The sequence below is a fragment of the Bradyrhizobium elkanii WSM2783 genome (genome assembly GCF_000472865.1).
Taxonomy (GTDB): Bacteria; Pseudomonadota; Alphaproteobacteria; order Rhizobiales; family Xanthobacteraceae; genus Bradyrhizobium; species Bradyrhizobium elkanii_A.
This window is the reverse complement of sequence record NZ_AXAP01000025.1, coordinates 19,920-32,730: the sequence shown is the minus strand read 5'-3', so window position 1 is coordinate 32,730 and position 12,811 is coordinate 19,920. Positions and strand designations below refer to the sequence as shown.

At 64.4% G+C, this 12,811-nt stretch carries 14 protein-coding genes and 1 pseudogene; 4 read left to right on the top strand and 11 right to left on the bottom strand.

Going from position 1 to position 12,811, the window contains the following annotated elements:
* Positions 1–4 precede the first annotated feature (4 nt).
* The 9 genes from gmk to YY7_RS0121625 form a co-directional block, all read right to left on the bottom strand.
* Positions 5–670: a guanylate kinase gene (gene gmk, locus YY7_RS0121665; protein ID WP_028165062.1), complete on the bottom strand. Its 666-nt coding sequence runs from the start codon at positions 668–670 to the stop codon at positions 5–7.
* Positions 671–675: 5 nt separating this feature from the next.
* Complete coding sequence (locus YY7_RS0121660; RefSeq protein ID WP_028165061.1) at positions 676–1,563, bottom strand: YicC/YloC family endoribonuclease; 888 nt, start codon at positions 1,561–1,563, stop codon at positions 676–678.
* A 97-nt stretch (positions 1,564–1,660) separates the two neighbouring features.
* Positions 1,661–2,920, bottom strand: coding sequence for an endolytic transglycosylase MltG (gene mltG / locus YY7_RS0121655; RefSeq protein WP_028165060.1), 1,260 nt, complete (start codon positions 2,918–2,920; stop codon positions 1,661–1,663).
* Between the two features lie 270 nt (positions 2,921–3,190).
* Positions 3,191–4,456, bottom strand: coding sequence for a beta-ketoacyl-ACP synthase II (gene fabF / locus YY7_RS0121650; protein ID WP_028165059.1), 1,266 nt, complete (start codon positions 4,454–4,456; stop codon positions 3,191–3,193).
* Between the two features lie 96 nt (positions 4,457–4,552).
* Entirely contained in the window at positions 4,553–4,792 is a 240-nt protein-coding gene (locus YY7_RS0121645; RefSeq protein WP_011441358.1) for an acyl carrier protein, read from the bottom strand.
* Positions 4,793–5,085: 293 nt separating this feature from the next.
* Positions 5,086–5,823: a 3-oxoacyl-[acyl-carrier-protein] reductase gene (fabG, locus tag YY7_RS0121640; protein ID WP_028165058.1), complete on the bottom strand. Its 738-nt coding sequence runs from the start codon at positions 5,821–5,823 to the stop codon at positions 5,086–5,088.
* Between the two features lie 99 nt (positions 5,824–5,922).
* Positions 5,923–6,876, bottom strand: a complete 954-nt coding sequence (fabD, locus tag YY7_RS0121635; RefSeq protein WP_028165057.1) for an ACP S-malonyltransferase — start codon at positions 6,874–6,876, stop codon at positions 5,923–5,925.
* A gap of 141 nt (positions 6,877–7,017) precedes the next feature.
* Positions 7,018–8,043, bottom strand: a complete 1,026-nt coding sequence (locus tag YY7_RS0121630; protein WP_028165056.1) for a fatty acid desaturase family protein — start codon at positions 8,041–8,043, stop codon at positions 7,018–7,020.
* The gene (locus tag YY7_RS0121625) at positions 8,040–8,756 is read right to left on the bottom strand and encodes a TetR/AcrR family transcriptional regulator C-terminal domain-containing protein (protein ID WP_028165055.1); all 717 of its coding nucleotides are present in this window, start codon (positions 8,754–8,756) and stop codon (positions 8,040–8,042) included. Before YY7_RS0121625 ends, YY7_RS0121630 begins: the two co-directional genes overlap by 4 nt.
* A gap of 334 nt (positions 8,757–9,090) precedes the next feature.
* On the opposite strand from YY7_RS0121625, the gene rpsF reads away from it, so the two are divergent.
* The 4 genes from rpsF (at position 9,091) to rplI (ending at position 11,550) form a co-directional block, all read left to right on the top strand.
* Positions 9,091–9,561 (top strand): 30S ribosomal protein S6, encoded by a 471-nt coding sequence (gene rpsF, locus YY7_RS0121620; RefSeq protein ID WP_028165054.1) that lies wholly within the window; start codon positions 9,091–9,093, stop codon positions 9,559–9,561.
* A gap of 5 nt (positions 9,562–9,566) precedes the next feature.
* Positions 9,567–9,806 carry a 30S ribosomal protein S18 gene (gene rpsR / locus YY7_RS0121615; RefSeq protein WP_027583809.1) on the top strand — a complete coding sequence of 80 codons (240 nt, stop codon included), beginning with the start codon at positions 9,567–9,569 and terminating at the stop codon, positions 9,804–9,806.
* Between the two features lie 127 nt (positions 9,807–9,933).
* Positions 9,934–10,905 carry a DUF2232 domain-containing protein gene (locus YY7_RS0121610; protein WP_028165053.1) on the top strand — a complete coding sequence of 324 codons (972 nt, stop codon included), beginning with the start codon at positions 9,934–9,936 and terminating at the stop codon, positions 10,903–10,905.
* A gap of 42 nt (positions 10,906–10,947) precedes the next feature.
* Positions 10,948–11,550, top strand: a complete 603-nt coding sequence (rplI, locus tag YY7_RS0121605; protein ID WP_028165052.1) for a 50S ribosomal protein L9 — start codon at positions 10,948–10,950, stop codon at positions 11,548–11,550.
* A 37-nt stretch (positions 11,551–11,587) separates the two neighbouring features.
* On the opposite strand, the pseudogene YY7_RS52370 reads toward rplI, so the two are convergent.
* Both YY7_RS52370 and YY7_RS52365 read right to left on the bottom strand, forming a co-directional pair.
* A pseudogene (locus YY7_RS52370) lies at positions 11,588–11,884 on the bottom strand (PaaI family thioesterase); the annotation flags it as partial.
* 10 nt (positions 11,885–11,894) lie between these two features.
* Positions 11,895–12,731, bottom strand: coding sequence for a hypothetical protein (locus YY7_RS52365; protein ID WP_035690543.1), 837 nt, complete (start codon positions 12,729–12,731; stop codon positions 11,895–11,897).
* Between the last annotated feature and the right edge of the window lie 80 nt (positions 12,732–12,811).

The window sequence follows — 12,811 nt, the reverse complement described above, 5'->3', positions numbered from 1 at the left end:
TAGACTACTTCTCGAGCTGGCGCTGCAGGTTGCGCACGAACTCGGTCAGGCCGGTGCGGCGCTCGCGCTTCAGCCGCTCCGCCTTCAGGATGGACTGCACTTCAGCGAAGGCGTGATCGACGTTCTGGTTGATGACGATGTAGTCGTACTCGGCCCAATGGCTGAGTTCGTGGGTGGCGCGATTCATCCGCCCGCGGATCACTTCCGCGGAATCCTGCGCACGGGTGTGCAGGCGCTTCTCGAGATCGGCCGCCGACGGCGGCAGGATGAAGACGCTGACCACGTCGGCGCGCGCCTTCTCGCGCAGTTGCTGGGTGCCCTGCCAGTCGATGTCGAACAGCACGTCCTGTCCGGCCGACAGCGCGGCTTCGACTGGCCGGCGCGGCGTTCCGTAGCGGTTGTCGAACACGGTCGCCCATTCGAGCAACTCGCCCTGAGCGACCATCTTCTCGAATTTCGTCTTTTCGACAAAGAAATAGTCGCGGCCCTCGACCTCGCCCGGCCGCATCGGCCGCGTCGTCGCCGACACCGACATTTTCAGGCCGGGCATCCGCTCGATCAACAGCCGCGACAGCGTCGTCTTGCCGGCGCCTGACGGCGACGACAGCACGAACATCAGCCCGCGCCGCTCGACCCCGTCAAAGCCGTGGGCCTCTCCTTGGGCCACCATTATCCTCACTCCAGATTCTGAACCTGCTCGCGGAACTGCTCGACCACGTTCTTCATCTCGAGCCCGGTATTGGTGAGCTCGATATCGTTCGATTTCGAGCAGCAGGTATTGACCTCGCGATTGAATTCCTGTGCCAGGAAATCCAGCCGGCGTCCGATCGCTCCGCCCTTGCCGATCATCTCACGCGCCTGCGCGACGTGGGACGCGATGCGGTCGAGTTCCTCGCGGATATCGGCCTTGGTCGCGATCAGGATCGCCTCCTGGTTCAGCCGATCCGCATCGAAACGGTCGGAGGTCTCCAGCAGCGCCGCGACCTGTTCGGCAAGTCGCGCGCGGATCGCCTCCGGCTTGCGGCCCGGTGCCGCTTCCGCCTTCCTGGCGAGCTGTTCGATCTCGTCCATCCGCTGGATCAGCACTTGCCCGAGCGCCGTACCCTCGCGGCGGCGCATCTCGACGAGATGGGCCAGCGCCTGCTCGAAGGCCAGCGCGGCGGCCTCTCTTGCCGCCTTGTCCTCGGCCTCGTCGCTTTCAGGTTCGACCACCTCGATCACGCCCTTGATGCCGAGCAATCCGTCAATGCTCGGCGCCACCGCGTCGATCTTCTGCGCCAGTTCGCCCGCGACCTTCACGATCGAGGCCAGGACGTCTTCGTTGATGCGCACCGCCGACACGGCGTTGGCGCGTTTGACATTGAGACTGGCATAGACGGTTCCGCGCGACAGCACTTCGCTCGCGCGCTTCTTCACCACGGCCTCAAGCTCGTCCCAGCCTGGCGGCAGCCGCAGCCGCAAATCAAAGCCCTTGGCATTGACCGACTTCAGTTCCCACTCGAAGGTATAGGGGCCGCTCGCGCCATGGCTTCGGGCAAAACCGGTCATGCTCGATAGGGCCATCGCATAAAACTTTCTGACAAGAGATGTGAGACTCGCTGGAACGCGTGCGACCTTAAGCCGATTTAACCGAAAGTGGAATTACGTTCGCCGCGACGGGCTAACGCTCCACCACAGGCGGCGACGTCGTCGATTGCGCGGCGCCCTGCCGTGCCGGCCTTGCCGGCTTCTTCGAGTTGGCCGGCGGCTTGGGCGGTGTGGTTGCAGTCGGGTTGGTGTCGGGCGGCGCGCTGGCGGCGGGCGGCGGCGGATCGTCTGCAGGCTCAACCGTGTCGTTCTGGATCTGCTTTTCCATCGAACGGAGCTTCGCCACGTTCTTTTGGTGCTGATCGTAGGTCTCGGTGAACGCATGCCCGCCGCTGCCGTCGGCAACGAAGAACAGATCTCGGGTACGCGCCGGATTGGCTGCCGCTTCGAGCGAGGCGCGGCCGGGATTGGCGATCGGGCCCGGCGGCAGGCCGTCGATGACATAGGTGTTGTAGGGCGACGGCTGGGTGATCTCGCTGCGCTTGATCGGCCGCCCCAGCGTTCCCTTGCCGCCGACCAACCCGTAGATGATGGTCGGGTCCGACTGCAGCTTGATCTTCTGCCGCAGACGATTGACGAACACCGCCGAGACGCGGCTGCGCTCATCGGCCCTGCCGGTCTCCTTCTCGACGATCGACGCCAGCGTCACGAGTTGCTCCGGCGTTCTGACCGGAATGTCCGGATTGCGGCGTTCCCAGATTTCCGTCAGCACGCGCTTCTGGGTCTGCTGCATGCGCTGGATCACCTGCTCGCGCGTGGTGCCGCGCGGGAATTTGTAGGTCTCCGGCAACAGCGTACCCTCGCGCGGTATCTCGCGCACCGAACCTGTGAAGATGTCGTTGTCCGACAGCCGTGCCACGATCTGCTCGGAGGTCAGGCCTTCGGGAATGGTAACGGCGTGCTGCACCACCTTGCCTTCCACGATGGTGCCGATGACGTCGCGCAGGCTCGCGCTCTTCTGGAACGAATATTCGCCGGGCTTGAGATCGGAACTCGCCTTCATCGCAAACACGCTGCCGATGAAGACCCAGGGATTGACGTCGATCACACCTTCACGCTGCAGGATGTCGGCGATATCGCGCTTGCCGGCCCGCTGCGGAATGTTGACGATCTTGTCCTCCTGCAGCGGTCCCGACGCTTCCAGGGTCTGCTTTCCGTAGTAATAGGCGATGCCCCCGCCAATCATCAGAAGGATCAGCAGGGTGATGATGGCATTACCGACCACGACGAACGGATTGCGGGCACGGTCCGACCGTTTCGGCGGCGGCGGGACCTGTTCAGGCTCCAGCGCGGCGCGCGGGCTTCGCGGTGAAATGGGCGGCCTCTCACTCATCGATTCGACCTGAATCCTGCCGGTTCAATCGTGGCCTGACAAATCTAAAGTCCTGCCAATACAATCAATACTATACGAGTATGCGCCCGCGCCTAGAAGTCATCGGCGATTGCGGCAAAACGGTGAACTGGCTCCAATCCGCCTGCTGGGACATGACCCGGAAAAGTGGAAACCGGTTTTCCCTCGCGATAAACGCGCAGCGTTTGTGCTGACATCATGCCCAAACAAAGAGGTCAGATCATGATCCGATTCGATCAATCGGATCATGATCTAGTTGATAACACGCTGCAGGATCACGGAAGCGTTAGTGCCTCCGAAGCCGAACGAGTTGGACAACGCCACATTGATCTCGCGCTTGCGCGGCGTGTGCGGCACGAGATCGATCGCCGTCTCCACTGACGGATTGTCGAGATTGATCGTCGGCGGGGCGATGTTGTCGCGAATCGCCAGGATGCTGAAGATCGCCTCGATCGCGCCGGCGGCGCCGAGCAGATGTCCGGTCGACGACTTCGTCGACGACATCGAGACTTTCGACGCCGCATTGCCGAGCAGCCGCTCGACCGCGCCGAGTTCGATCTCGTCGCCAACCAGCGTCGAGGTGCCGTGGGCGTTGATGTAGTCGATATCGGACGGCGTCATGCCGGCACGCTTTAATGCCGCCGACATGCTGCGGAAGCCGCCGTCTCCGTCCGGCGACGGCGAGGTGATGTGATAGGCGTCGCCCGAGAGTCCGTAGCCGACGACCTCCGCATAGATCCTCGCGCCGCGGTTTTTCGCGTGCTCATATTCCTCAAGCACGACGATGCCGGCGCCCTCGCCCATCACGAAGCCGTCGCGGTCCTTGTCGTAAGGACGGGACGCCTTGATCGGCGTCTCGTTGAAACCGGTGGACAGCGCGCGCGCCGCGCAGAAGCCGGCCATGCCGATGCGGCAAATCGGCGATTCGGCACCGCCGGCCACCATCACCTCGGCATCCCCGAGCGCGATCAGCCGAGCAGCGTCGCCGATCGCATGCGCGCCCGTCGAGCAGGCGGTCACGACCGCATGGTTCGGCCCCTTCAGGCCGTGCTCGATCGAGACGTATCCCGACGCCAGATTGATCAGCCGGCCCGGAATGAAGAACGGCGACACCTTGCGCGGACCGCGTTCCTTGAGCAGCACCGCCGTGTCGGCGATGCCCGAGAGGCCGCCGATGCCGGAGCCGATCAAGGTGCCGGTCGCGCACTTGTCCTCTTCGCTCTCCGGATGCCAGCCGGCATCGTCGAGCGCCTGCTTGGCCGCGCACATCGCGAAGATGATGAAGTCATCGACCTTGCGCTGGTCCTTCGGCTCCATCCACTGATCGGGATTGAAGGTGCCCTCGCTGCCATCGCCGCGCGGCACCACGCAGGCAACCTGGCTCGGCAGATCAGAGACATCGAAGGTCTCGATCCTGCGCGCCCCACTGCGGCCGTCAAGGATACGTGCCCAACTGGTGTCGACGCCACAGCCGAGTGGTGTAACCATGCCCAGCCCCGTGACGACAACACGTCTCATGTCAAGAACTCCGTCCTGAAATGCGCGGTCAATAACAAGAAACCGGGGGACCGCCTGACAACGGTCCGTCCGGCTTCGTCGGCACCGCGAAGGGCGTCAGCTTTTCGCGTTCTTCTCGAGAAACTTGGTCGCGTCGCCGACCGTCAGGATCGTCTCCGCGGCGTCGTCGGGAATCTCGCAACCAAATTCTTCTTCGAATGCCATCACGAGCTCGACGGTGTCGAGACTGTCTGCGCCGAGGTCATCGATGAAACTTGCGCCGTCGACCACCTTCTCCGGCTCAACGCCAAGGTGCTCGACTACAATCTTCTTTACCCGCTCGCCAATCTCACTCATCGTTCACCCTCGTGCTTGTTCCATTGGACCCGACCCCCAGACGATACGAGCCATCGTGGTCGTGTAGTTTTCCTGAGCTGTCGCGCATAGTCTTGATTCGGCGGTCGTGGCCGACTAAGTCCCGGCGAACGGCAGGCGTCGCCACGCCAATATACAGGGTTTCAACATCCTGCAATGGCGTTCTTTGCCCATCCGCGGCTGGTTCGGTTATCATAATTCCCTAGTCTTGACTATAAGCCCCGCCCGGTCGCCGGTAGGGCATTCCGCCACGCAAAAACGCTCCGGTAACCCGCTCAAAACATGGCCATTCCGCCATTGACGTGAATCGTCTGTCCGGTCACGTAGGCGGCCTCATTGGAAGCAAGGTAGACGGCTGCGGCGGCGATGTCTTCGGACGTTCCGAGTCGCGCCGCAGGAACCTTTGCCAGGATGGCCTCGCGCTGCTTGTCGTTCAGCGCATCCGTCATCGGCGTCTTGATGAAGCCCGGCGCAATGCAATTGGCGGTCACGCCACGCTTGGCATATTCGGCGCCCAGCGTCTTGATCAGGCCGATGATACCAGCCTTCGACGCGGTGTAGTTGGCCTGGCCGGGATTGCCGGTGACGCCGACGATCGAGGTGATGGCGATGATGCGGCCGAAGCGCTTGCGCATCATCAATTTGGTGGCGGCGCGCGCAAGGCGGAAGGTCGCCGTCAGGTTGATCGCGATCACCTCGTCCCAATCCTCGTCGCGCAACTGCACGAACAGATTGTCGCGCGTGATTCCGGCATTGGCGACGAGGATGTCGACCTGTCCCATGGCGGTCTCTGCCGCGGGCACCAATGCTTCGACTTCGGCAGTGTTGGAGAGATTGCACGGCAGGACGTGAACACGCTCGCCGAGCTTGGCTGCAAACGCATCCAGCACCTCGCGCCGCGTGCCCGAGATCGCAACGGTTGCGCCCTGCGCGTGCAGCGCCTGCGCGATCGCGCCGCCAATGCCACCGGTTGCGCCAGTGACCAGCGCGGTCCTGCCCGTCAAATCAAACATTACTATCTCCTCTCGGCTCTCTTAGAGCACGATCTCCGCGTAAACGCATCGCGTTTGTCGCGAGGGGAAAACCGGCACTCACCATTTCCCGATCATGCTTCAGGCCGAAGCGGCCAATGCATCCTTGGCGGCCGCGATATCACCGGGACCGCCGACGGAAACTCCTACCGCGCCATCGGCGATGCGCTTGACCAGTCCGGTCAGGACCTTGCCGGCGCCGATCTCGAAGAAGCGTGTCACGCCCTTGCCTGCCATATAGGCGACCGACTCGCGCCAGCGCACCGTGCCGGTGACCTGTTCGATCAGCCGGCGGCGTATCTCGTCGGGATCGGTGATGGCGCTCGCCAGCACGTTCGAGACCAGCGGGGCGGTCGGCGCCTTGATGGTGACGCCGGATAACGCCTCGGCCATGGCGTCGGCCGCCGGCTGCATCAACTTGCAGTGGAACGGAGCCGACACCGGCAGCAGCATCGCCCGCTTGGCGCCCTTGCCTTTGGCGATCTCGACCGCGCGATCGACGGCTGCCTTGTCGCCGGAAACCACGACCTGTCCGCCGCCATTGTCATTGGCCGCCTGGCACACTTGGCCCTGGGCGGCTTCCTCGGCGACCGCCATCGCCGCCTCATAGTCGAGGCCGAGCAGCGCGGCCATGGCGCCGACGCCGACGGGCACCGCCTTCTGCATCGCAAGGCCGCGGGTGCGCAACAGGCGCGCGGTATCGCTGACGCTGAGGCTGCCGGCGGCGGCCAGTGCCGAGTACTCGCCGAGCGAATGGCCCGCGACATAGGCCGCGTCGCGACCAACCGAGAAGCCGGCCTCAGTCTCCAGCACGCGCAGCGTCGCGATCGAGACCGCCATCAGCGCCGGCTGGGCATTCTCGGTGAGCTGCAGGGTTTCGGCCGGACCATCCCAGATGATCCCGGTCAGCTTCTCTCCCAGCGCGGCGTCGACCTCGTCGAACACCGCCCGGGCCACCGGAAAGGCATCGGCGAGGGCCTTGCCCATGCCGACGGCCTGCGACCCCTGCCCCGGAAAAGTGAATGCTGCCGTCATGGCGCTCCCAAGCTGTTTGGGCATGATCTCGGGGAAAGGCGGCTTCCGCTCCTTCCGGATCATGCTCTGGACGGGCGCGTAAGACACCGTCCGGGGCCGGGATGTCAAGCCGCGGTGCGGCATTGAAATGGAAACTTCCCCCTAGAACCCGCCGGCCCTCTGGTCCGCGCCGACTTCCCCGCCGGCCCTCGCCCGGCGTGCGTTGCTCGCCAATTGCCCCGGCCGATCCTCTTGGTCCGGCTTCGCGGTCGCCAGCCTCAGCACCGCGAGATAGCCCGGCTGCACCTCCATTTGGCCGGCGTGCCGGCTTTCGCTGAGAATGCGGTGAACCCGCGGCAGGTTGTAGCACGGGACGTAGAACAGCAGGTGATGCTCGAGGTGATAATTCACGTAATAGGGGGCGATGAACAGCCGCTCGAGGAAGCTGGCGTGCGTGGTGCGGGTGTTGCGCAGGGGATCGTGGCTGTCAGGAACGACGGCGTGCTCGGCGATGTTGCGGATGCGCGTGATCACCATCATCCAGGTGAGCAGCGGAACCAGCCACAGCAGTGGATAAGCCCACCACACGCCGGCGGCCGCCAGCGCTGCGAACAGAAGGCCGTTGACGATGAATTGCGGCGCGAGCTTCTTCCAGAAATGCGCGCCGCGCTGCCGCCATGGCCACTGCTTCGGCCCGAGCGCATTGAGCAGTTGCGCCTTGCGCTGCTGATAGCCGGTCTGGCCGGTGATGTCGCGAATGAACTTGCGCCGGTAGCTCATCCTGGTGATCGGAAACGGCGCCGACAGCACGAGATCCGGATCATCCTCCTGCTGCGTCCGCGCGTGATGCTGCAAGTGATAGCGGCGATAGGCCCGCGTCTCCGCAAAGATCGGATAGGCGCAGAACCATTGGCTCAATGTCAGATTGGTCTTCTCGTCCGCGGAAAGGCATCCATGCGCGCCGTCGTGCATCAGGATCGCGAGCCCGAGCTGGCGCGAGCCGATGATCGCGACAGCGAGGAGATATGTCAGCGGATTCGGCCACCACGCCACCAACGCGATCGCGCCTGATATCAGCGCCCAGGCATGTGCGATCAGTGCGACGCCCTTTAAGGTCGAGCGCTGGCGCACGGCGATCAATTGATCCTCGGTCAGGAAGTCGCGGGCGCGGATGCGAAGCGCGGTCATGACGAAGCCTCCTCGTCGCGTGAGGTGGAAGTGGATGTGCTGGGATCGCCGACCAGGCGCAGGCGCCGGTTGTCGCCGCTGGATGTGGCGGTGGCCTGCTCGCCGAGCACGCGCAGCATTTCGCTGCACAGCTCCTCCGCCGAGCGACCCATCGCATAGCCTTCGAGGATGACACCGATCGCAAGCGCCCAGAACCGCCGCGAGGTCGCGGCCGGATCGCGCAGCGTGCGCCAGCCGTGCCGTTCGATCTGCCCCGCATAGGCGCGCAGCCCTTCGCTGTGCAGCCGCTCGATGGTCCGCTCCACCAGCGGTGCGAGATCCTGGCGGCGCCGTGTCAGGGTCAGCGCCTCCGCAAAGAAGGTAACCGAATCGGTTGCCGTCACCGTCTCGACCAGTGCACGCGTGTAGTCCCGCGGCGTCTCCGCCCGCAGCGCAGCCTCTTCCGCGGCACGCGCGACATAGAGCATGTCGCGGCAGGCAGCCTCGACGAAGAGCGCCTCCTTGGTGCGGAAATAGTAGGTGATCTGGCTCGGAAAGGCGTCCGCGGCCGCAGCGATATCGGTGATCGAAGCGCCGGCCAGCCCCTGTTCCCTAAACAGGCGGCTTGCGGCGTCGAGCAGCAGCGAACGCATCTTGCGCCCGGCCGCACGTGTGGCGCGAACGGCATGTTTGGGATCGCCGGCTGGCGATTCGGACGCAGCTTTGGCTGCCATTAGATGCCTCCTCGACTTATTTGTATGATATACAAACAAATAAATCAAGACCGAGCTGGACGAACGGATCCGGTGCAGATAGGCCCGCTACCACGGGCAAAAACTTGGCCGGCAATCTTGCCAAGGCCCGCAAAATCCTTATAAAGCCCGCCATCCGTGGGTCCCGGCCGGGAGCTGAACGGACGGTCTCAGCAATTTCATTCGTTGATTTTGATGTGGCAGGGCCAGTCGGCCCGTCGTCCCGTGCTTCCGCCTTCTGAGCAACATCGAGTCCTTTCCGAAGGTCTCGAAGGGCTTGTCGCCGGGAACCGCGCCAACTTTAGAAAGGACATCCATGCCTCTTTACGAGCATGTTTTTCTCGCGCGCCAAGACGCGAGCACCCAGCAGGTTGACGAACTGACAGCGCAGATGACCGGCATCGTCGAACAGGCCGGCGGCAAGGTCACCAAGACCGAGAATTGGGGCGTGCGCTCCCTCACCTACCGCATGAACAAGAATCGCAAGGCGCATTTCGTGCTGATGAACGTCGACGCGCCGTCTTCCGCGATCAGCGAGATCGAGCGTCAGGAGCGGATCAGCGAAGACGTCATCCGCTATCTCACCGTCCGCGTCGAGGAACTCGAGGAAGGCCCGTCGGCGATGATGCGCAAGGCTGACCGTGACCGTGAGCGCGATGATCGCGGCGGCGGCTTCCGCGGCGACCGCGAGGGTGGCGGCTTCCGTGGCGATCGCGACGGCGGTGGATTCCGCGGCGACCGTGGCCCGCGCCGCCCGCGCGATGAAGAAGCTGCGACCGAGGAGTAAGAATCATGGCCGAAGCCGGTGCCCGCCGTCCGTTTTTCCGTCGCCGCAAGTCCTGCCCGTTCACGGGTCCGAATGCGCCGAAGATCGACTACAAGGATTCCAAGCTGCTGATGCGTTACGTCTCCGAGCGCGGCAAGATCGTGCCGAGCCGCATCACGGCCGTTTCCGCCAAGAAGCAGCGTGAACTCGCCCGCGCCATCAAGCGCGCGCGCTTCCTCGGCCTCTTGCCCTACGTGATTCGCTAATCAATCCGGTCCGCAGCACCTCGCGCGCTGCGGACCATTTGCTCATAAGGCTTCCGGGTCGTCCGGTCGCCGATGGTTGGGGTTCTCAGGCAGGACCTCTAACCGCTCGAAAGGAGCGGGACAGCTGATGATCGCGACGTTGTTCATTGCTATCGCTGCTGGCTGCGCGTCGGCGTTGATGTTCGCCTCGATGATTTCGGGCGCGATGATCTCGCTGTTGCTGTTCTGGCTGGCGCCGCTGCCATTGATGATGGCGGGGCTCGGCTGGGGTCCGCTTACGGCAAGTATTGGCGGGATTGCGGCCGCGCTGGGCCTCGGCGCGATCTTCGGCCTGCCCTATTGCATCACCTTTGTCATCATGGTTGCGCTGCCGGCCTGGTGGCTCGGGTATCTCGCGCTGTTGGGACGCCCGATTGCGGACCCGAGCCCGGGCGGCGTGCCGGCGCCAGGGACCGCCAATCTCGAATGGTATCCGGTCGGCCGTATCCTGCTCTGGATCGCGGGCTTTGCCGTGCTCACCACGATGGCGGCCCTGCTCACGCTGGGGACCGACGCCGCCACCATAGCGGCTGCCATGAAGCGCGGCCTGATGCGGGTTCTGGACTCGCGCATGGTGACGACGAGCGCCGACATGGAACGCGTCGTCGACGCGATGGTGGCGGTCGCACCGCTCGCGGCGGTCATCGTCACGATGATATCGCTGACGATCAATCTCTGGCTGGCGACCTTGATCACGGCGACCTCGGGCCGCCTGCGACGTCCGTGGCCCGACCTGCGGGCGACTGCGCTGCCGGCGATGACATTGGTGGCCTCGTGCGTCGCCATCGCCTTCTGTTTCACCAGCGGCCTGCTCGCCATCCTCGCACAGGTCATAACCACCGCCCTAATGGCGGCGTACGCGCTTACCGGTTTCGCCGTCTTGCACACGGTGACGCAATCACTCAACAGCCGCCCGTTCTGGCTGAGCTGCGCCTATGTCGTTGTCGTGATCTTCACCTGGCCCGTGATCGCGATGGTGGTGCTCGGAATAGCCGATGCGCTGTTCGGATTGCGCCAGCGCTATCTGCGGACCAGGCCGCCCCCGCTCCCTGCATCCTGAACTCGACCGATCAACCCAAACCAAGATTGAAGGAGAAGCAATATGGAAGTCATTCTTTTGGAACGTGTCGCCAAGCTCGGCCAGATGGGCGAAGTCGTGAAGGTGCGCGACGGCTTTGCGCGCAACTTCCTCCTGAAGCGCGGCAAGGCGCTGCGCGCCACCGCCGATAACCGCGCCAAGTACGAAGGCATGAAGGCCGAACTCGAGGCCAACAACCTCAAGGCCAAGTCCGAAGCCGGCAAGGTGGCCGAGAAGATCGACGGCCGCGAGATCGTGATCATTCGCCAGGCTTCCGAAAGCGGTCAGCTATTCGGCTCGGTTTCGGTGCGCGACATCGTCGCGGCGCTGGCGACCGACGGCATCATCGTCAACCGGCCGCAGGTATGGCTGGACTCGCCGATCAAGGTGATCGGCCAGCAGAAGGTGACGATCGCCGTCCACCCCGAGGTCGAGACCAGCATCACCGTCATCGTCGCGCGCAGCGCGGATGAAGCCGAGCGCATCAAGCGCGGTGAGGACATCTCGAGCCGCCAGGAAGACCAGGACGCCGCAGCCGAGGCGCTTGCCGCCGCCGGCGAGTTCTTCGATCCGGAAGCGCAGCAGGAGGAGCCGGTGGAGCCGGCGCCGGCTGCCGAGGAGAAATAAGCCTCCTCATCTACCGCAAGATCAAGCCCGGCCTCGATCAGGCCGGGCTTTCGATTCGGGCTGCCGCCTTCTCATCCTGCATGGCAATGGAAGCGAGCGCGGTCGCGGTGTGTTTCTCTTTGCCGTCAATCACGCAGGACACGTCGGCTGCGACGACGGCGACCTGCCGTCCCGGCTTGATCACCCGCGCGCGGCAGATCAGGCGATTGCCGGATGCCGGCGAGAGCAGGTTCAATTTGTATTTGGCGGTGAGCCCCGTCTGGCCGCGCGTGGTCGCGGCCGCGATCGTCGTTGCGTTGTCGTGGAACAGGCCGTGCTGCTGCAACAGCTCCGGCCCAACGCCGTCACTGCGAAGCTGCAGGAGCCGCAGGCGGGCTTGCGGATGGTTCCGGAGCGCTCGGAGCTGCAGCGGGTGCCGGAGACGCTGGCGTTACCGCTGGAACAGGATCGGACCGCAACGGTGCCGACCCGCTGCCGCTGTTCTCCCTCGACTCGACCTTGGCCGTATCCGGCTTGCTTTCCGAACCGGGCTTGTCTTCCACGGCTGGCTCGGCCTGTCTGGCAGGCTCCTCGCTGGGCTTGCCGCGCTTGCCCAGCTTTTGTTTGGCAGCCGGCTTGGGCTCGGCCCCCTGCTCCGGGCTGGCCGCGTCAGGCGCCGCCTCGCTCGGCTGCTGCTGCCGCTTGGCGTTGCGACCATGCCGCCTGCCCTCGCCTTGTGGATTGAGGCCGTCAACGTCAGGCTTGGCGGCCTGCTGCGCGTCGGGTGTGGGCTCGGACGAACTCCACGGAAACAAGAACCTGCGGCTGGGCCGCTCCGGTTCCGGAGGGCTGGCCGGGCGCGCGGCTTCCTGCTGCTTCGCATCCTTGCCGTGCTTGGTCTGTTCCTGCCGGCCCTGATATCGCGTATCGCTGGCGCCGTTGGAAACGAGATAGGACGCCAGCAGCGAGGCCATGTCGCTGCTCGTGGTGTAGTGCTGGCGCAGGAACCCTGGGAGTGCCGACGCGCTGACGCTCTTGAGCAGGCCGCGCGCCGACTTGTGACAGGCGCTGCAAGTGCCGGCAAAGATCTGCGAGGGGCTCTTGCCGGCCTCCAGATTGGTCGGCTGGGCATGCGCCGAGTTCGCCGCAACGCCCGCGGCAACAAGAATCACCGCCGCGAAAATGAGCGCTCGGCCCGCCATCCCCATTCTCCTGATCGTGGAAACCCCTCCGGCCGTGCTCGATCCGGTAGCGGCGGCTCCTTTTAGCCGAATATCGGGCG